Raw genomic sequence first — 18,811 nt, forward strand, 5'->3', positions numbered from 1 at the left:
GGCTCGGATCGGGACCGTGATAGAACGGTCCCGACCGCCATTGGGGCACCCGATCGGGTTAGCGCGGTAAGTATTGTGGAATATGCGAATGTACGCATAATTTCGGCGGCCGGCGCTGCCAGGCAAGACCGATCGAGCGCTCTTGGGGATCCCAATGGAAACAATCGTCGAGGACGCCAATACCGGCGTCGTGTCGCCCGAACTCGTGGTCGATGCACTGTTTGCCTGCCGAAAGACGGCAGCGATCAGGGCGGCCATCGAGCTCGATCTCTTTACGCATATCGCCGAGGGCAAAACGGCGGCCTTGCTGGCGTCGGCAACAAGCGCCTCGGAGCGTGGGGTGCGCATCCTGTGCGACTACCTCGTGGTCCATGGTTTCCTGACAAAGGAAAGCGGACAGTACCGGATGACGCCCTCGACCAGGATGTTCCTCGATCGCAATTCGCCGGCCTATATGGGCTCCGCCGTGGAGTTCGTCGCGGCACCCGAAATACTGGACAATTTTCTGCGCGATCCGGCCGCCGTCGTACGAAACGGCGGTTCGGCCGGGCTTGCCAACATGTCGTCCGACAATCCCGTCTGGGTGAAATTTGCGCGCGGCATGGGCTCCTTTACCGGGCTCAGCGCCAAAATATTGGCTGGCGAAATCTCCGGCTGGCGGAGGTCTCTTAAAAAGGTTCTGGACATCGCTGCAGGTCCGGGCATTTTCGGGATCGAAATTGCGAAAGCCTTTCCAGCAGCAGAAATCGTCGCTGTCGACTGGGCCGCGGTCTTGGAGTTGTCGCGGCAGAACGCGGAAAAAGCCGGCGTCGCTGCGAGGTATCGGACGATCGCCGGCAGTGCCTTCGATGTCGACTGGGGCACGGGTTATGATCTCGTCCTGCTTCCAAATTTCCTGCACCACTTCGATATGCCGACATGCGCTCAGCTGTTGCGAAAGGTCATCGCGAGCCTGGCAGCGAATGGTCGGATCGTCGCGGTCGATTTCGTGCCGAACGAAGATGGCGTGTCGCCGCCTTTCCCCGCGGCCTTCTCCTGGGAGATGCTGGCCAGCACGCCGGCGGGCCAGGCTTATTCGCAAAGTGAGCTGACGGAGATGGCAAGACTGGCCGGTCTTACCGGCGTCACAGTCAAACCGATGCCGCCAACGCCAGCAAGTCTTATTCTTTTCGAATAGCCGGTGGGCTGGCATCCCTATGCCAGGATCAAGGCTGCCGTCCCGTCAGCCTGCGCCGAACAGATATTTCGCGAGAGAAGGCGCGTCACTGCCGCTGCCGGTAGGCAGAGGGTGTGACACCTGTGCCCGCCTTGAACGCCCGGGTCATGTGGCTCTGGCTGCTGAAGCCGCAGGCCGAGGCGATCTGCGCGATCGGGTCCATGCCTGATAACATCGATTTGGCGCGCTCGACACGCCGGTGGGCCACCCAGCCATGCGGGGACACACCGTAGCTTGCCCGGAACATCCGCTGAAAATGAAAGGCGCTGAGCTGTCCGATCGCCGCCAGATCCTGCAAGCGGATCGTCTCATCGAGATGGGCCTCGATATAGTCCACGATCCGGCGCCGGATATGGGGAGCGAGCCCGCCGCTGATGGCGCGGGAACGCATCCCGCCATAACGCGGATCAACGAAGAAATCGTTGATCGTCTGCGTCATCGCTTCTTCAGCCAGCAGATGATCGCCCGCCGACATCGCTTGCGTCATCTGCCGAAGCGCGCGCGCCAAAGCGGGTGCATCGGCGAAAGTCGCTTCGGGAAGCACCATGAGCCTGGAATCGCGGTCAAAGGTCTCGGCAAACATCCGGCGCATCTGATCGTCCGGAACATAGAGATGGACGAATTCGAAGGGGTCGGTGATTTCCCATTCGGACGAGTGCCCCTGCGGCATGACGCACAAGGCTCCGGGCCGGCCCTGCGCGGCGGGGCTGCCATCCAGACGTCGCGTTCCGGCGCCGCCGGTGAGATAGAGACTGAACGTATGTCCGTCCGGCCGTTCATAGCTCATCCTGTCGCTGCCATTGCTCCAGAGGGCCGCTGATCGTCCGAACCCCAGATCGATCGACTGCGACACCCGGGCAGAGGGGGATGCGGACAAAAAGCTGTAAACCGAAAGGCGGCTATCTTTCACTATTCTTTCCCACACGTATGACGTCCTCGCGAATGATACCGGTGGACGGTCCGCGTGGCGAGCAGGAAGTCCAGGGCAATAAAATTTCGCAGCAAGAATCTGCAAGAGGCCGGCTCACGGTTGGCCTATCGATCGAGAAAACGAGGATCACTCCATGGCAAACGCCGCTCTCTTCATCTCGACCGTCCTGATATGGGGGACGACCTGGATCGCCATTGCGATGCAGGTCGGTCCCGTGCCGGTCCTGGTCTCGGTGTTTTACAGATTTGCGCTCGCAGCCGTGATCCTCGTCGCCATCCTGGCTGTCATGCGGCAGCTTAAGGTGCCTGCCTTGCGCGATCAACCTTTCATTCTTGCGCAAGCGCTCTGCCTGTTCAGCCTCAATTTCATCTGCTTCTACAATGCTGCCGGCTTTATCCCGTCAGGGCTGATCTCGGTGATCTTCTCGCTGGCAACGATCTACAATGCCGTCAATGCGCGCCTGTTCTTCGGCGATCGCATTACCGGCCGCACGCTTCTCGCAGCCGCGCTCGGCGCCACCGGCCTTCTCCTGTTGTTCGCAGAGGAGGTCGTCGTCGATTTCAATCTGGACACGTTGAAAGGGATCGGGCTCGCAGCGCTTGGCACGCTGTTCTTCTCGCTTGGCAATATGGCGTCGCGTCGAAACAGCGCGGCCGGAATCTCACCGCTGACCGCCAATGCCTGGGGCATGACCTATGGCACGGTCGTCCTGCTCCTGCTGATTGCCGTGACGCAAACGCCGATCGTGACGCCGCCTGACATCAGGTATCTTGCCGCACTGCTCTATCTCGCGGCAATCGGATCGGTGATCGGCTTCACCACCTACCTGATGCTGGTATCCCGTATCGGCTCCTCGCGCGCGGCCTATGCCACCGTCCTGTTCCCGATCGTCGCCCTGTCATTGTCGACGGTCTTCGAGGGTTACCACTGGAGCGGTCTCGGCCTCATCGGTCTGGCGCTGACGCTTCTCGGCAACGTGGTCATCTTTGCGCGGACTCCAGCCCGTCGCGCGCCGCAAGTCGAGGCGAGGCTGCCGGCAGCCGAATGAGGGTCAGACGACCGGCTTTTGCAGGACGTCGAAGCGCGGATTGGTTTCGGAAAAGATCGGCAGGGCGGCAGCGCCGAGGATGGCCGTATCCTTGCCGGTCATGCCGATCATGGCGCGGGGCACGCTGCGCTTGCCGTCGGGGTCGATCGGGGTGTGCAACGGCTCCAGCCGCTCTGCGAGCCGGGCCATCAGCGATGTCGATATGCTGCCGCCGAGCACGATGGTCTGCGGATCGAAGGCAAGTTCGAGGAAGTCGAGGGTCTGGCGCAGCGGTTGGACGGCCTGGTCGAGCCAGGCATCCAGGCCTTCTCCGCCCCTGGCGATCAGCGCGTCGAGATCGTCTGGCGACAGCTCCTCGGCATTGGCAATGCCCATGAATTCATAGGCGACAGCAGGCGAGACGTAGCGGTCGAGGCAGCCGCGCTTGCCGCAGCTGCAGAGCTTGCCATGAGGCTCGACGATGATGTGGCCAATCTCGCCGGCATTGTTGCGGCTGCCCTTGTAGAGATGGCCGTCGAGGAACATGCCGGCACCGATGCCGCCGCCGCCGGCCAGAAACAGATAGACGAAGCTGCTGAGGCCGCGGGCGACGCCGTGAAGGCGCTCGCCGATTGCGGCTGATGTCGCATCGTTTTCGACCAGCACCGGCACTTTGACCCTCTGCTCCAGCTCATGGCCGACGGGAAAATCCTGCCAGCCGGGCAGGTTCTGCGGGCTGAGCGAGGTGGTGCCGCCATCGGCATAGCGGCCGGGCAGGGCCATGCCGACGCCGAGCAGCCGGCTTCGGTCGAAGGCGAAGGCCTGCTGCAGATCTTCGACGATCGATTGCAGCGCCGGCATCGCCCTTTGCGGATCGGGATGTTCGACATGGCGCTCGATGCGGGCGCGCACAGCGCCGGAGAGATCCGTCAGAACCCCGCTGGCGCGCTGGCGGCCGAGTTCGAGGCCGATCGAATAGGCGCCGGCGGGATTGATCGAATAGGGGATGATCGGCTGGCCGCGTGCCAGCTTCTGCGCCTCGGCCGGCACGAGAAGATGCGACTTCTCCAACTCCTCGACGATATTCGACACGGTTTGGGCGGTCAGCGCCGTCATCCGGGCAATCGCCGCGCGCGACAGGGGACCGTGGGTTCGCACCGCCTCGATCACCACACGCCGGTTGTGAGACTTGGCCTGCTCGAGATTCGTGCCGGAGATCGCCTTCATGTCGCCTTCAAAGGAAATGGTGCCCCACCCTTGTCACAAGACGGATAGTGATGAAAGCCACATTCTTCGCCAGCTTTTATTGAACCCCGGCGTCAACGGACGCAACGGCATTTCGTCTCTGCAGCAGGCCGAGGATCGCAATGCCCGACAGGCCGGTGACGGCGCTCATGATGGCGGTCCCGGAATAACCTGTCATATAAGTGCCGGCGGCAAAGACCAGGGCGCCGATCCCCGCGCTCGCAAAGATATTGACGGAGATCAGTGCGCTGCCGAGCCCCGGCCGATCGGCGATGAGATCCTGCAGATAGGTGATCGGAATGCTGATGATCGCCGCAGCACCAATGCCGGCAAGCAGGGTCAGCGCATAGAGGTGCCACGGCTGCGAGGCAAAGCCGAGAAGGCTGAGGAACACCGCATAGATGATGGTGCCGGCGGCAAGCGCCACCATCTGGCCAGCCTCCCGCGCAATCCGCGACCAGACGATGATGAAGACGATCTCCAGCAAGGCGACGATGCCGACGAGGATGCCGACGTCGCTGAGCGTCCCATGGGCGGCACCAGTGGCAATCAACGGCAGAAGGGCGTCGTTCAGATGCAGCGTGCTGGTGATGAGCGCCACGCCGGCGACATGCGCCGAAATCCGCGGCGAAATCACCTGCCGCAGCGCGCCGAGATAGCTGAGATGATGAACCGCTGTTATCTCCGTTGCCACCCGCTTCGGCAGGGCGAAGAGGATCATGCCCTGGCATAAGACACATGCGATGGCGGCAAAGAGATAGGCGGGCAGCATGCTCGATGCGCCGGAGAGCGCAAGGCCCGTGATCCCCGGAATCAGCACCCAGGAGAGCGAGATCATGGCGCGCACGCCGGAGTTGGCCGTCACCATGTCGCTGCGGTTCATGCCGTGCATCGCCGCGCGCGCATTGGCAAACAGCAGCGAGTTCAGCGCCCCGAAGATCGGCAGCGGCAGCAAGCCGCTGATGATGAAGATCGCCGCTGTGGGAAAGGCGTAGACCATGCCGTAACCGACAATGCCGAAGAGGCAGGCGCCGATCATCGCCGAACGGTATTCGCCGAGCCGATCGGCGAGATTTCCGAGCAGGATGCTGATCACGACGTTCACCGCCGCCGAGGCGAAGGCGAGGAAGGAATAGAGACCGTCGCTCAACCCCAGCTCACGGATGCCAATGATGGAACGATAGGGTGCCGTCATCGCCCCCGCCATGCCGAAGGTGAAAATGGCGATCATGCTGGCGCGGATCGCCGGATTGCGGAAGACGTCGGGGAAGAGGCGGCTCATGGGGTCATCAATCATCAGGGAAATCGGCAGGCGCGGCCGCGGGGGGCAGTCCCGGAGGTCATCTCATGCTATCGTTTCGGCTCGGAAATCGGAGCCCTGAATGTCAATAATGTTCCGATTGCGAGAAGGTGCGCGCCAGCTCGGCCTGGCCGGCCGTCAGGCCGCAATCGACGGGCAGGCAGACGCCCGTGATGGCCGCGGCAAGCGGACCGGCAAGGAAGGCGACGGCATTGGCGACATCCTTGGGATCGACCACGCGCTGCAGCGGATACCAGCGGCGCGCTTCCTCGAAGACATTCGGATTGGCGGCCGCGCGCGCCTCCCAGGCCTGGGTCTTCACCGTGCCGGGGGCGACCGCATTGGAGCGGATGCCGAACTTGCCGTATTCCACCGCCACCAGCCGGGTGAAATGCAGAAGACCGGCCTTGGCGGCGCTATAGGCCGGGTGGCCGAAGACATGCATGCCGTTGACCGAGGCGATGTTGACGACCGACCCTTTCGACGCCTTCAACATCGGCTCGAAGGCGCGGAAACATAGGAACGCCGCTTCGAGATTGAGCGCCATGTCCGCCCGCCAGATTTCGGGCGTCGTCTCGTGCAGGCTGGTCGCGCGCGCCGCACCGGCATTGTTGACCAGCGTTCGAACCACGCCGGCGCCGGCGGCACGCCCTACCAGTTCGGCAATGCTTGCCTCGCTGGTCACGTCACATCCGGCGGCGACGAAACGATTGTCCGGCCCGAGTTTCGACGCCGTGACAGCCGCCGCAGCAGCATCGATATCGGCGAGAAAGACGACGTCATGGTCATCGGCAAGCCGTGCGGCGATCGCAGCACCGATATCGCCCGCCGCACCGGTGACGATGGCTGCCGATTGGGTCATTTTCCCGCGCTCCCGCTCATATTTTCAATCTCTTGACTTTCAATCGCCCAGCAATTGCCGGTCGTCACCGTCGCGGTGAATGACGAGCTGCTGCTTGATGCGCCGAAGCGTGGTCGTCGCCTTCGGCTGAACGGCATAGGCAACGAGGCTCGACAGAATATCGACGGTCGCGAGGTAGGCGATGCGCGTCGAGGTCGGGCGATAGATGTTGTTGCCTTCGGGAAGATCGATCGGCACGACGATTTCGGCGGCCTTGGCAACCGGGCTTTCCGTCTGGGTCAGCGCGATCGTCTTCACCTTGGTGTCGCGGGCAAGCTCGAAGGCCCGCACCAACTCCATATTGCGCCCGGAGAAGGACGAGCCGATCAGCACGTCGCCCGGCCTTGCCGCGGCCGCCATCATCAGCTGCATGCTGTGATCGGAACTGGCGGTAATGCGAAGCCCGAGACGGAACAGGCGGTTCTGCAGCTCGTCGGCGATCATCGATGAATTGCCGCCCGAGCCGAAGGCATAGATCATATCGGCCTTGGCGATATGGGAAACGGCGGCCTCGATCGCCGCCAGATCGAGCGAGCGGTGCAGCAGAAAGAGCGCGTTCTGGGCCTTGGTGATGATATCCTGGGCGACATCGGCCGGATCGGTGCTTTTCGATTCCGGCTTCAGATAACGCACGCCGATATGGGCGGTGCGGGCAAGCTGCACCTTGAAATCGGAAAAACTCTCGCAGCCCAGCCGCCGGCAGAAGCGTGTGACGGTCGGCGGCGAGACCTCGGCGCGTTCGGCAAGCTCGATGATCGAGGCGTTCACGGCAAACTCGAAATCGTTGACGATGATCTCGGCGATGCGGCTTTCGGAGGGAGAGAGCCGGCTCTTGTCTTCCTGCAATGTCGAAAAGATATCCAAACCCGTCCTCCCCGCTCCATCAATCCTTCTTCTTATAGGCCACGCAGTCGATCTCAACCTTGCAATCGACCATCATCGACGATTGCACACAGGCGCGTGCCGGCGGATGTTCGCCGAAATAATCCTGATAGATCTTGTTGAAGGTCCAGAAGTCACGGGGATCGTCGAGCCAGACGCCGACGCGCACGACATCCTCGACGCCGTATCCAGCCTCATCGAGGATCGCCAGGACGTTGGCGATGGTCTTATGGGTCTGGGCGATGATGTTGCCGTCGATGATCTCGCCATCCTCCATCGCAACCTGGCCGGAAACATAGAGCCATCCATCGGCTTCGGCCGCACGCGCGAAAGGCAGCGCCTTGCCGCCGGCGCCCGTTTGAACAGTGCCATAGCGCTTGATGGGCATGCTGAAGTCCTTGCAAATTATTTTCTTGATAAGTTGACAAATGACCACAGAAAGCAGAATTTGACCAGTGAAAAACAAGAATTATGAAAAGAATTTCAATCCGGGGCTGATATGCGCGATCCTTTCCTGAATCCTTTCCCCGCAGGCAGCGCCCGGCACGCCATCTGGGAAATGCTCGTTCTGCGCGATATCGATGCTTTTCTCGCTGCCGACTGGTCGAAGGTGAAAGAGGACTTCGTCGAAGACGGTTTCATCGGCATCGATGCCCAGAAGCAGGTCAGCCCCGACAGGTGGCGCCTGGCTTTCCCGACGCTCGCCGCCTATCGCCAGGAATGGCTGAGGCAGGCGCAGGATTTCGCCGAGCAGAGTTTCGCCGAAGATGCGCGCACGGCGATCTTCACCACGACGACGCTCGAAGATATCGAGATCGAAGGCGACATGGCGCTGGTTCGCAAGAAATTTGACGGCGGCATTACCAAGTCCGACGGCAGCCGCGACCTGCTGCAATGGCAGACGCTTTATTATTGCAGGCTTCACCAGGGACGCTGGAAGATCTCAGGTTTCACCGGCTACCTGCCGAACCCGATGGGGTAAAGCGGGGCCGACAACACGAAGGCCACTTTCTTGCGCATTTTCACCGCAGCATTGGCGACCGAGACCAATACTTTTTCCCCGATCTGCGTGGATCGCCGCGCATTCGAAGCCTCTCTTTATGCGCCCCCCGGCCAGCATCCGGAAACGCCGACGCTCTGCACCGCGCCGATCACCGTCGGCAGGCGCGTGACCAGAGAAAAGGGCTGGGAACTGATCGAGGGAACGGCGACCTGGGCCGACCCAGCAGGCCTGGTCAACCGGGCGACCTATGAAGAATTGCGGGATGAAATCCTCGGCCAGCTCAGCGCTGCAATGCCGGTCGATGCCATCGTCATGGGCCTGCATGGCGCCATGGTCGCGGCCGGATACGAGGATACGGAAGGCGATCTCCTCCAGCGCATGCGCGAGATCGTCGGGCCTGATGTGCTCATCTGCGCTGAACTCGACCCGCACAGCCATCTGACGGCAAAACGCGTCGCGGCACTCGATTTCGCCGTCTATTTCAAGGAATTTCCGCATACCGACTTCGTCGACCGCGCCGAGGACCTCTGGCGCATCGCCGTGGATACGCTCGAAGGCCGGGTCAAGCCTGCTCTCTCGGTATTCGACTGCCGGATGATCGACGTCTTTCCGACATCGCGCGAGCCGATGCGCTCCTTCGTCGACAAGATCATGCAGATCGAGAAGGATGATGCCGATATCCTGTCGATCTCGGTGATCCATGGCTTCATGGTCGGCGACGTTCCCGAAATGGGAACGAAGCTGCTCGTCGTCACCGACCACAAGCTGGAAAAGGGCGCGGCCCTGGCCCGCGAACTCGGCCTCGAACTGTTTTCCAAACGCGGCACCTTCATGGTGCCGCAGATCGATGAAAGGCAAGCCGTCGCGCGGGCGATTGATGCCACCGCATGGCCCGTCGTCATCGCCGATGTCTGGGACAATCCGGGCGGCGGCACGGCAGGCGATGCGACGGTTATTCTCGCCGAACTGATGGCCCGCGGCGTCACCAGTGCGGCGATCGGCACCATCTGGGATCCGGTCGCCGTGCAGATCTGTTTTGCGGCGGGCGAGGGAGCCGATATCCCGCTGCGCTTCGGCGCCAAATCGGCGCCCGGCACCGGCAATCCCATCGACGGCACCGTCAGGGTCGTCAGGCTGGTGAGGAATGCCGAGATGCAGTTCGGCGAGAGTCTCGCGCCTTTCGGCGATGCCGCCCATATCGTGCTCGATGGCATCGACATCATCCTCAATTCAACGCGCGCCCAGAGCTTCGATCCCAGCCTGTTTTCGGTGATGGGCATCGATCCGACAAAGCAGAAGATCCTGGTGATCAAATCCACCAATCACTTCTTCGCCTCCTTCTCCAGGATCGCCGCCGAGATCCTTTACTGCTCGGCCGGAACGCCCTATCCCAATAATCCGGCGACCACGCCCTATCGGCGGGCGCCGAAGACGATCTGGCCGATCGTCGCCGATCCACACGGGTTACAACGCGGAGCCGCCTAAATGCATGATGCCAGCTTTGCCGTCGTCGCCAGGGCAGGAGACAGGATCGCCGATCTCTCGACGCCGCGTCCGGTCATCGACGAAGACAGGCTGGCTGCCAACATAAAGCGCGTTCAATCCTATATGGATGATCACGGGCTGAATTTCCGCCCGCATATCAAGACGCACAAGATCCCGGCGCTGGCCGTCGCGCAGGTCGCCGCCGGCGCCAAGGGCATCAACTGCCAGAAGGTGACGGAGGCCGAAGTCTTTGCCGAAGCCGGCTTCGGCGACATCCTCATCACCTTCAACATCCTCGGGCAGCAGAAGCTTGAGCGGCTGGCGAGATTGAACGAGAAAATCCCGGCCCTCAAGGTCGTCGCCGACAGCGAAACGACGGTCGACGGGCTCGCCGCGCATTTCTCCGGCCACAAGCCGCTGACCGTGCTTGTCGAATGCGACACCGGCGGCGGCCGCTGCGGCCTGCAGACGCCGGACGAAGCCGCCTCGCTCGCCAAGCGCATTGCTGCCGCCGACGGCCTGACCTTCGGCGGCATCGTCACCTATCCGAAGCCGCAATCAGCCGCCGCCGTCGAAGCCTTTATCACCGAGGTGCTGCAACGCCTCACATCCGACGGCATAGACTGCCCGATCGTCAGCAATGGCGGAACGCCGAGCCTGTTCGAAGCGCATCTCGTCCCCTCGGCCACCGAACACCGCGCCGGCACGTATATCTACAACGACCGCCAGATGCTGCGCATGGGCCATTGCACCGAGGACGATTGCGCCATGCATGTGCTGGCAACCGTCGTCTCCCGCCCAACCCCCGACCGCGCCGTCATCGATGCCGGCTCGAAAGCCCTGACCTCGGATCTCCAGGGTTTTATCGACTACGGCCTGATCGTCGGCTATCCCCAGGCGCGGATCAGCAGCCTCTCGGAAGAGCACGGCGTGATCGATCTGTCGAACTGCACCGGCCCCCGCCCGCAGATCGGCGAGAAGCTCTTCATCATCCCGAACCACACCTGCGTGGTGTCCAACCTGTTCGATACGATGGTTTTCCATCGGGGTGGCGTCGTGACCCGCGTCGAGCAAGTCGCGGCCCGCGGCCTTGTCTGGTAGAGGGCGGCTTCGTTTGAGGGCGAAATGCACGCAGCAGACGCCTTCGCTGCGCGAACGGCGGAGTTAGCCTCTACGCAGAATTTGCCGATCGTAAAGTGCCAACTCCTCGGCGGTTGGCGGGTCGAACAGCTTCGACCACCTAAAGAGGTCGGCCCGCGAGATATCGAACGTGCCGACCGGAAGCTCGGCGTTTCTTCGGGAGACCCGGTCCCAAAGCTCATCGAAGGGAACGTCGAGGAAGCAAAGGACGACGCTGGCACCAACTGCGCGAGCTTCGTCCCGGCAGGCGTCCCGCTCTGCCCGTGACCACACTCCCCAATCCACCACAACGTTACACTGAAGCCTGATGGCACGCAGAGCAATTTGCCATTGCAGGCTCTCGACTCTACCTCGGCACGGGCCGGTTTCGGCTTCTGAAGTGGAGATGCCGGGGTAAAGCTTGTGCATCCACTCGTCTCCGGTCAGACGGAGGGCAGATGCTTCTTGTTCGATTATCTTGGCGAGCGACGACTTCCCTGAACCGGGAAGACCGCAAGTGAGATAGAGCGTGGGCATCGAAAATCTCTGATTTTTGGCTTGGCAAGTGGACGTGGCCCTGGGTACTGTGCAGGACTGCGCTTCGCTCAATGCCGCTGGGCGCGGCCAATCAAAGGTTTGTTGCCATAGCCAATCTTGTAGGACCGCTCTGCTCGGGGGTCAAGACGGAGCGCATGAGTGAGCTCACAGGTGAGGTCGCACCACCCACTGGCTGCTTTGTGGAACCTCCAACAATAAGCTGACTATCTGCATCCCCCAACAAACACGTCGCTCAAAGTGTCGAGCAGAAATCGACTTCCGTCGCGAATAAGCCGACAGCGGAAGCAGGCCGACTTCCGCAACGCGCCAATCGCGGACGTTTCTCATTCCTTGTAAATCTGCTCGGACGAGGGCACGCTTCGCATTGATCGCGAACAATAATTGCGAAGACACTCCGAGGGAACTAAGCAGAATGGTAAATTTTCGCGACCTTAAGCGCCTGGCCACCCCGAGCGATGACACGGTATTGCTCGGCATCGGTTGGCTTAATCGAGATATGAACTATGCGACGGGAAAGGTTGCACCGAACTTCTACGAGAAGCTGACCGAGCTGTGCCGAAACCCTTGGCAACCTTTTGCAACCGCCGGATTTCATCATTGCGATCTTTGCCAATATGATGGCGTACCTTTCAAAGGTCAACTGTACGTCCCTGGCCGAGGCTGCATTTATGTTGCCCCAGTGGGCGTCGCTCACTACATCGCCACGCATTGGTACAGCCCGCCCGCAGTTTTCGTCCAAGCTGTCCTTGACTGTCCACCTATGCAGAGCATGGGCTATAAGAAAAAGCTGCTGTCAAACGGGGGACGAGGTTTAACGCAAGCTTTCAACGAGTCCTCTCACCCAACCTGATCTCACGATTGCCCCATGATCGCTTCGGGCAGGTTGACATCTTCCGCTTCGCGCCAATTGCGGTCATTGTTTTTATGAGTATCTTGATCGTGCGGACGCGTTGAGGGTGAGCAGGACTGCATGACAGATGACAGTCAGACGTTACTTCAGGTTGCCGACATTTCGGTATGCGTCATACTTCTGATTGTGCTCAAGATGAGGGTGCGAAAGACGAAAAGACATGGGCTCCGCGAGCTTTTAGGTCCTTCTGGAATTACTCTAGCGCTCGTCTTTTTCTTAATCCAGGCGGCGAAGGTAGTGGTTTGGTCACAGGCGTGATCGACGTCCGCCATTGGGCCGACTGAGGTCTTCCGCTTCGCGCCAACAGCGGTCATCGTGCACACATATCGAAATAAGAGCTAGGTTTCGTGGATGGCTGGCGCGAGACACTTCAACATTGTGGACCCGAGTGGGCATTATCTGTGCCCGGCCTGCGGATTCCCAGAATACACGTCGGGGCCGGCGTACGACGCAGTTGGTGGGCTCATTGGTTCCACCATTTGCGCTTGTTGCCTGTGGGAGCCAGGGTTCGATGATGACCCTGCCGCCAGCGGCGAGGCACGCCCAGACATACGGGAGTCACTGAGAAGATATCGGAGTGCCTGGAATGGAGTGCCAGTGTGGTCCGGCATCCGGTCGCGTATGCCGCCGGACTGGGACGGAGCAAAACAACTCAACTATTTGTTCGAACTCGCGCCACATGTCCGCTGAGGGCCGAAAGCGGATCTCCGCACTTGGGGGGCATGTCAGCCTAAGTGTTGGATATACAGCAGTCAGCTCAAGCCGCCGTCGGATTAATCACGTTCATATCGATCTCCGTCAGTTCCACCCGCCGCTCGAAGGCAATCCCCGCCTCGTCGAAGAGATGGCAATCCGCAGCATTGATGCCGGTTGATACAGGCGCGTCGGCGCGGATGCCGACGCTGCCGGGCAGCATGGCGCAGAAATTTTCGGCCTCGCCGTTGAGGGATGCGTAGGCGACGGTATTGGCGCCGAGGCGTTCGATGACGGTCGGGGTCACGGTGAAGACGATATCGCCGCCGTTGAGCTGGATATGCTCCGGGCGGATGCCGAGCGTCAGGGTCTTGCCTGATATGCCGTCGCGCGGGGTCACCGGCAGAATGGCGGTCTGGCCGTTATAATCCACCTCGACGCCATGAGCGCCGACGGCCTTGCAGGTCACGGGCAGAAAATTCATTTTCGGATTGCCTATGAAGCCGGCGACGAACTGGTTGGCGGGCTTATGATAAAGCTCCAATGGCGCGCCCGTCTGGGAGATATTGCCGGCGTCGAGCACGACGATACGGTCGGCCATGGTCATCGCTTCGACCTGGTCGTGCGTCACATAGATCATCGTCGCCTTCAACGCCCTGTGCAGCTTGGCAAGCTCGATGCGCATATCGGCGCGAAGTGCGGCGTCGAGATTGGAGAGCGGCTCGTCGAACAGAAAAATCTTTGGTTCGCGCACGATGGCGCGGCCGATCGCGACGCGCTGGCGCTGGCCGCCGGACAGCATGCCGGGTTTCTGCTGCAGCCGCTGTTCCAAGTGAAGGATGCGCGCGGCATTTTCCACCTTGGCCTTGAGCTTTGACTCTTCCATCTTCTCGACCCGAAGCGGGAAGGCGATGTTTTCGAACACCGACATATGCGGATAGAGCGCATAGGACTGGAACACCATGGCGATGCCGCGCTTGACCGGAGGCAGGTCGTTGACCCTGATGCCGTTGATGACGATGTCACCCGCCGTCGTCGCGTCAAGACCGGCGATCATCCGCAGCAGGGTGGACTTGCCGCAGCCAGACGGGCCGACGAAGACGACGAACTCGCCATTCTTCACCTCGAGCTGCACGCCCTTCAGAACTTCGTAGTCGCCGTAGAATTTCTGAACTTTGTTGAGAAGGAGCTGTCCCAAAAATCTGTCTCCGCCGGCGGCCTTCGTCGCACATTCGATCGTCATAAGGGGAGGGGCCGCGGCCATCCCGCCGCGACCCCAAGAAGCCTCAAGGGGGTTACTTGAAGGCTTCGATTTCGCCGGCAGCCTTCTTCAGCGCGGCTTCCGGTTCGGCCTTACCCGTCACCACCGACTGGATCATCTCAATCATCGAGTTCTGGAAGCCCTTATAGTCAGTGAAGAGCGGTTCCGGGCCACCATAGCTGATGCCGTCGATGAGCGGCTTCCAATAGGGATCCTTGGCGACGAACTCGTCGACCTTGGCCGAAGGACGCAACGGGGTGAGCCCGGCGCCGCCCTGCAGCTCGTATTCCGACTGGACATCCGGAGAGGTGATGAACTTGGCAAATTCGGTCGCCTTGTCCTCGACGCCCGAGCCCTTGAAGACCGCCAGGCTGTCGGTGATCAAGAGCGTGCCCGGACCCTTGGCGTCGGGGCCGAGCGGCAGCGTCGTGATGCCCCAGCTGATCTGCGTCTTCTTCAGGCGGTCGGCGGCACCCGAGCCTGCCTGGATCATCGCCACCTTGCCGTCGAGGAAGATGGCGCGGACTTCGTTCTGCTCATAGGCCGTCGGGCCTTCCTCGGAGTAGGGGACGATGTCCTTATAGGCCTTCAGCGCGGCAAGAATCTGCGGGCTGTCGAGCGTGACCTTGCCTTCGGCATCCGTCACCGCACCGTTGTTGGTGTAAACCCAATGCATGAACTGGTGCATCGTGTTGTCGAAGGTCTTGGCGGAAAGACCGAAGCCCGGAATGCCGGTCTTTTCCTTGATGGTCTTTGCCATCTCGATTTCTTCGGCCCAGGTCTTCGGCGGCTTCTCAGGGTCAAGGCCGGCCTGCTTGAAGAGATCCTTGTTCCAGTAAAGCGCCTTGGTGGAGAAGGCGATCGGAACGCCCCACTGGTTACCCTCGAAGGTTACCGTATCGACGATATGGGGGTAGTAGGCCTTCTTCTCGTCATCGGTCATCGGCACCGGGACGATGAGGTCGTTCTGCGCGAATTCCTTCAGCGTGCGCGAGCCGACATAGGCCATGGCGACCGGCGTGCCGGCGGCGGCCAGCGTCGTCGCCTTGTCCTGGCACTGCGCCCAGCCGACGACCTCGGGGGTGATCTTCCAGCCCGTATTCTTTTCTTCCCACTGCTTGATGTATTTGGTGTGGACCGGGTCGATCGTATCGCCGCAATAGATCCAGCTGATTTCCTTGTCGGCCGCCTGGGCAGTGACCGCGGTCAATGCCGTCGAACCGAGCAAGGCGAGCGCCATAAGGCCTGTCTTGATTGTTATGCTCACGTCGTGACTCCCGTTCTTGTGTTAGCTGTTCACTCGTTTTTTGCTCTTATTGTTTCACCGCACCGGCGGTCAGCCCGCCGACAAGGTAGCGCTGAAGGAAGAAGATGACGACCATCGCCGGCGCGATGCCGACGAAGGAAGCCGCCATCAGTTCGTTCCAGATGACCTCCTGCTTACCGAAGTAAGCAAAGAGACCCACCGGCAGGGGCATGTATTCGGTCTTCGAGTTGAAGGTCAGCGCGAAGATGAATTGCTGGGCGTAAGCGCCGATGAAGGTGGTAATGGCGACGACGATGATCCCCGGCATCGCAATGGGCAGGATGACGCGGCGCAGCGTATAGAAGTGGCTGGCGCCATCCATGTAGGCCGCTTCGTTGAGTTCCTGCGGAATACGGATCATATAGGTGCGCAGCAGCCAGATCGCCGATGGGATCAGGAAGGCGACGCCCGGCACGATCATGGCGAGATAGGTGTTGAGCACCCCCATGCTGCGCATCAGCCGGAAGAGCGGGATGAGCAGCACGGCGCCGGAGAACATGTTCACCGTCAGGAAGGCGCCGAGCAGGATCCCCATGCCCTTGAATTCGAACTTCGCGAAGGCATAGGCCGCCGGAATGACCAGGCAGAGCACGATCAGCGTAACGATGATCGAGATGAAGAACGAGTTGAAGATATAGCGTCCGAAACCCGGAACGCTGACCCACATCGTCCGGTAGGCCTCGAACGAGCCGTTTTCCGGCCAGAAGCGGTAGGGTGAAGAGAAGAGCTGGCTGAGCGGCTTCAGTGATACCATGAAGCCTTCGAAGAAGGGCGCCAGCACGAAGAACAGAAACACAGCGATGCCGCAATAGATCAGGATGATTTCCCACCAGCGGTAACGGTCGATCATGGCGGGGCTGCTCATGCGCGTTTCTCCGGGTTGAGGCGGCGGGTGACGCGGAAATAGGCAAAGCAGAAGAGCGACAGGAAGATGCAGATCAGAACGGCGCGCGCCGCCCCTTCGCCGTATTTCTTCGAGCCGATCGCCGTCTGATAGGTATCGATGATCATCGTCGTCGTCTCGCCGCTCGGCCCACCCTGCGTCAGGATCCAGATGATGTCGAACGAGTTGAAGGTGGCGATCAGCGACAGCATCGACATGGTGATGATGGCGGGCACCATCAGCGGCAGGGTGATGCGGCGGAAGCGGTACCAGCGGCCGGCGCCGTCGGTCCAGGCGGCCTCGTAGAGATCCTTGGGAATGGATTGGATCGCCGCCAGGAAGTAGATCGTCACCAGGGGCACGCCGATCCATACATCGGTGATTACAGTTGCCCAGAAGGCGGTGCTGCCATAGGCAAGAAAGGCGACCGGACCGTCGACAAGGCCGAAGCGCTGCAAGACGCCCGATATCATCCCGAACTGGCCATTATACATCCAGCCCCACATGAAGATGCCGATCGCCATCGGCACGATCCATGGCGGCATGGTCAAAAGCCGGAACAGCGAGCGGCCGGGCACGGCGGCATTCAGCATGGTCGCGCCGAAAGTGCCGATCACCATTTTCAGGGCGACGGAGAAGAAGGTCCAGATGAAGGTGCGGAAGATGACCTCCGCAAAGGTGGCGTTGAAGATCTTCTGGTAATTGACCCAACCGACCCAGTTGGTGGTCTTCTTCAGCGATGCGTCGGTGAAGGAAAGAATGAAGGTATCGACAAGGGGATAGGCGACGATGGCGAGAACATAGAGGACGGCCGGAAGGAGAAGGATCCAGGCAAAGATGACCGTGCCTCGTTGAACACTCATCCTGCCGCCCTCCTCAAGCCGCTCTTGCGTGAAGGGCTTCGTCGAAGCGGTCCCAGATGGGTCTGAGGTCGACGACCGTCTTCTTCATCCTCGCTTCGTCCATAGCCAGCGCCAGAATGCCGGCTTCGAGCGCATTCAGCGTGGAAACCGGAAGTTCGAGCCCGGTGCGCACGCTTTCCAGCAGGTCGCTCGCCATCTGTTCGTCGGCGCCGTAATGCTGGGAGAGTTCGGTGGCGGCGTATTTGTTTTCGACCACCTTGTTGCCGGTCAGCTGCTCGTGCACGTCGAGATAGCCGCGCACGAAATCGCCTTCGGCCATGCCGCGCGAGCCCATGATGGCGAAACGGCGGAACTGGTCGGGCACGTTCAGATTGGTGTGGAAGTTCATGCCGACGCCATTTTCATATTCGACGATCGCTACCTGATAATCGATGATATCGGCATCGCTGTCGAAGACCTTGTCCGATCCCATCCATCCACTCGGCTTGCGATGGAACATCTCGAGATCGTTGATGCCTTCGCGCGCCGGGTCGTTGGCCGGAGTGAAGCTCTTGCGGCCACCGAAACTGGCGACACGCTCGGGCCGCGCGCCGACGACGCCATTATAAAGGTCGAGGTCGTGGCAGCATTTCTCCAGCATGAAACTGCCGGAATAACGCTCGTAACGGCGCCAGTCGCGCATGAAGAAGGCGCCGTGATAGGGCTCGATATGTTCGGAAGCCTCGATTGAGACGATCTGACCGAGCTTGCCCTCGGCCTGGACGGCGCGCAGATCCTTGTAAAGAGGGGAATAACGCAGCACCAGACCGACCATCAGCCGCTCATGGCCGAACTTCGCCATCAGATGCGCAAGCTCGATGCTTTCTGCAATGGTCGTGACGATCGGCTTTTCGCAGAAGACCTTGAGACCAGCTTGCAGTCCGAGCCTGATATGGTCGAGATGCAGGTGATTGGGGGAGCCGATCATCAAGAGATCGAGCTTTTCGGAGGCAAGCAGTTCCTCCGGCGACCCATAGGCCTTGCCGACCGAAATTCCCTTTTCCGTCAATCCGGGAAGCCCGGCAGGTTCCGGATCCACATAGCCGACAATGTCGAAGCTGCTATCGATCGCTTTAAAGACATAGCCGAGATAGCCGAGCCGGAATCCGAGCCCGATGATTCCCACTTTCATGCCGATCAAGTTCCCAAATTAGGTAATTTATTTTCTTTAAGTTGGGACAAAAAACGA

Annotated in this window: 18 protein-coding genes; 6 read left to right on the forward strand and 12 right to left on the reverse strand. The window is 60.7% G+C overall.

Translation table 11 applies throughout. The features are described 5' to 3' along the window. Window positions 1-154: 154 nt before the first annotated feature. Window positions 155-1,177, forward strand: a complete 1,023-nt coding sequence (locus ATY29_RS14285) for a class I SAM-dependent methyltransferase (protein WP_097536719.1) — start codon at window positions 155-157, stop codon at window positions 1,175-1,177. 85 nt (window positions 1,178-1,262) lie between these two features. Here ATY29_RS14285 and ATY29_RS14290 read toward each other — a convergent pair whose 3' ends face one another. After that, on the reverse strand, window positions 1,263-2,126 hold the full coding sequence (locus ATY29_RS14290; protein ID WP_483251924.1) for a helix-turn-helix domain-containing protein: 864 nt from the start codon (window positions 2,124-2,126) through the stop codon (window positions 1,263-1,265). Window positions 2,127-2,280: 154 nt separating this feature from the next. Between ATY29_RS14290 and ATY29_RS14295 the strand changes: the two genes are divergently transcribed. Further along, entirely contained in the window at window positions 2,281-3,195 is a 915-nt protein-coding gene (locus ATY29_RS14295; RefSeq protein ID WP_097536721.1) for a DMT family transporter, read from the forward strand. A gap of 3 nt (window positions 3,196-3,198) precedes the next feature. On the opposite strand, the gene ATY29_RS14300 is transcribed toward ATY29_RS14295, so the two are convergent. From ATY29_RS14300 to ATY29_RS14320, 5 genes are all read right to left on the reverse strand, one after another. Further along, window positions 3,199-4,401 carry an ROK family transcriptional regulator gene (locus ATY29_RS14300; protein ID WP_097536722.1) on the reverse strand — a complete coding sequence of 401 codons (1,203 nt, stop codon included), beginning with the start codon at window positions 4,399-4,401 and terminating at the stop codon, window positions 3,199-3,201. 76 nt (window positions 4,402-4,477) lie between these two features. Further along, window positions 4,478-5,701, reverse strand: a complete 1,224-nt coding sequence (locus ATY29_RS14305; RefSeq protein WP_097536723.1) for an MFS transporter — start codon at window positions 5,699-5,701, stop codon at window positions 4,478-4,480. Window positions 5,702-5,804: 103 nt separating this feature from the next. Next, on the reverse strand, window positions 5,805-6,581 hold the full coding sequence (locus ATY29_RS14310; RefSeq protein WP_097536724.1) for an SDR family oxidoreductase: 777 nt from the start codon (window positions 6,579-6,581) through the stop codon (window positions 5,805-5,807). Between the two features lie 39 nt (window positions 6,582-6,620). Beyond that, window positions 6,621-7,484, reverse strand: coding sequence for a MurR/RpiR family transcriptional regulator (locus tag ATY29_RS14315; protein WP_025418847.1), 864 nt, complete (start codon window positions 7,482-7,484; stop codon window positions 6,621-6,623). A 19-nt stretch (window positions 7,485-7,503) separates the two neighbouring features. Continuing rightward, on the reverse strand, window positions 7,504-7,890 hold the full coding sequence (locus tag ATY29_RS14320; RefSeq protein WP_097536725.1) for a RidA family protein: 387 nt from the start codon (window positions 7,888-7,890) through the stop codon (window positions 7,504-7,506). A 111-nt stretch (window positions 7,891-8,001) separates the two neighbouring features. Here ATY29_RS14320 and ATY29_RS14325 point away from each other — a divergent pair, with 111 nt between their 5' ends. Genes ATY29_RS14325 through ATY29_RS14335 form a run of 3 tightly spaced genes read left to right on the forward strand, consistent with a single transcriptional unit; the run spans window position 8,002 to window position 11,091 of the window. Then, window positions 8,002-8,484, forward strand: coding sequence for a hypothetical protein (locus tag ATY29_RS14325; RefSeq protein ID WP_003563786.1), 483 nt, complete (start codon window positions 8,002-8,004; stop codon window positions 8,482-8,484). Window positions 8,485-8,514: 30 nt separating this feature from the next. Beyond that, a complete protein-coding gene (locus tag ATY29_RS14330) occupies window positions 8,515-9,990 on the forward strand; it encodes a M81 family metallopeptidase (protein WP_097536726.1) in 1,476 nt (491 codons plus the stop codon). Beyond that, complete coding sequence (locus ATY29_RS14335; protein WP_025418848.1) at window positions 9,991-11,091, forward strand: D-TA family PLP-dependent enzyme; 1,101 nt, start codon at window positions 9,991-9,993, stop codon at window positions 11,089-11,091. Between the two features lie 63 nt (window positions 11,092-11,154). On the opposite strand, the gene ATY29_RS14340 is transcribed toward ATY29_RS14335, so the two are convergent. Beyond that, window positions 11,155-11,718 carry a P-loop nucleotide/nucleoside kinase family protein gene (locus ATY29_RS14340; RefSeq protein WP_280176729.1) on the reverse strand — a complete coding sequence of 188 codons (564 nt, stop codon included), beginning with the start codon at window positions 11,716-11,718 and terminating at the stop codon, window positions 11,155-11,157. A 361-nt stretch (window positions 11,719-12,079) separates the two neighbouring features. Between ATY29_RS14340 and ATY29_RS36395 the strand changes: the two genes are divergently transcribed. Next, window positions 12,080-12,517 (forward strand): DUF7919 family protein, encoded by a 438-nt coding sequence (locus ATY29_RS36395; protein WP_128398735.1) that lies wholly within the window; start codon window positions 12,080-12,082, stop codon window positions 12,515-12,517. An 817-nt stretch (window positions 12,518-13,334) separates the two neighbouring features. Here the strand turns inward: ATY29_RS36395 and ATY29_RS14355 are convergent. From ATY29_RS14355 to ATY29_RS14375, 5 genes are all read right to left on the reverse strand, one after another. Further along, entirely contained in the window at window positions 13,335-14,468 is a 1,134-nt protein-coding gene (locus ATY29_RS14355) for an ABC transporter ATP-binding protein (protein ID WP_025418852.1), read from the reverse strand. A gap of 97 nt (window positions 14,469-14,565) precedes the next feature. Then, a complete protein-coding gene (locus tag ATY29_RS14360) occupies window positions 14,566-15,771 on the reverse strand; it encodes an ABC transporter substrate-binding protein (protein ID WP_037091198.1) in 1,206 nt (401 codons plus the stop codon). Between the two features lie 73 nt (window positions 15,772-15,844). Continuing rightward, window positions 15,845-16,702 (reverse strand): carbohydrate ABC transporter permease, encoded by an 858-nt coding sequence (locus tag ATY29_RS14365; RefSeq protein ID WP_003563807.1) that lies wholly within the window; start codon window positions 16,700-16,702, stop codon window positions 15,845-15,847. Continuing rightward, window positions 16,699-17,583, reverse strand: a complete 885-nt coding sequence (locus tag ATY29_RS14370; RefSeq protein WP_025418854.1) for a carbohydrate ABC transporter permease — start codon at window positions 17,581-17,583, stop codon at window positions 16,699-16,701. The genes ATY29_RS14365 and ATY29_RS14370 overlap by 4 nt, the downstream gene beginning before the upstream one ends. A 13-nt stretch (window positions 17,584-17,596) precedes the next feature. Further along, the gene (locus ATY29_RS14375; RefSeq protein WP_003563811.1) at window positions 17,597-18,754 is read right to left on the reverse strand and encodes a Gfo/Idh/MocA family protein; all 1,158 of its coding nucleotides are present in this window, start codon (window positions 18,752-18,754) and stop codon (window positions 17,597-17,599) included. Window positions 18,755-18,811: the final 57 nt, after the last annotated feature.

Origin of the sequence: Rhizobium hidalgonense (assembly GCF_002914525.1) — a bacterium.
GTDB lineage: Bacteria > Pseudomonadota > Alphaproteobacteria > Rhizobiales > Rhizobiaceae > Rhizobium > Rhizobium hidalgonense.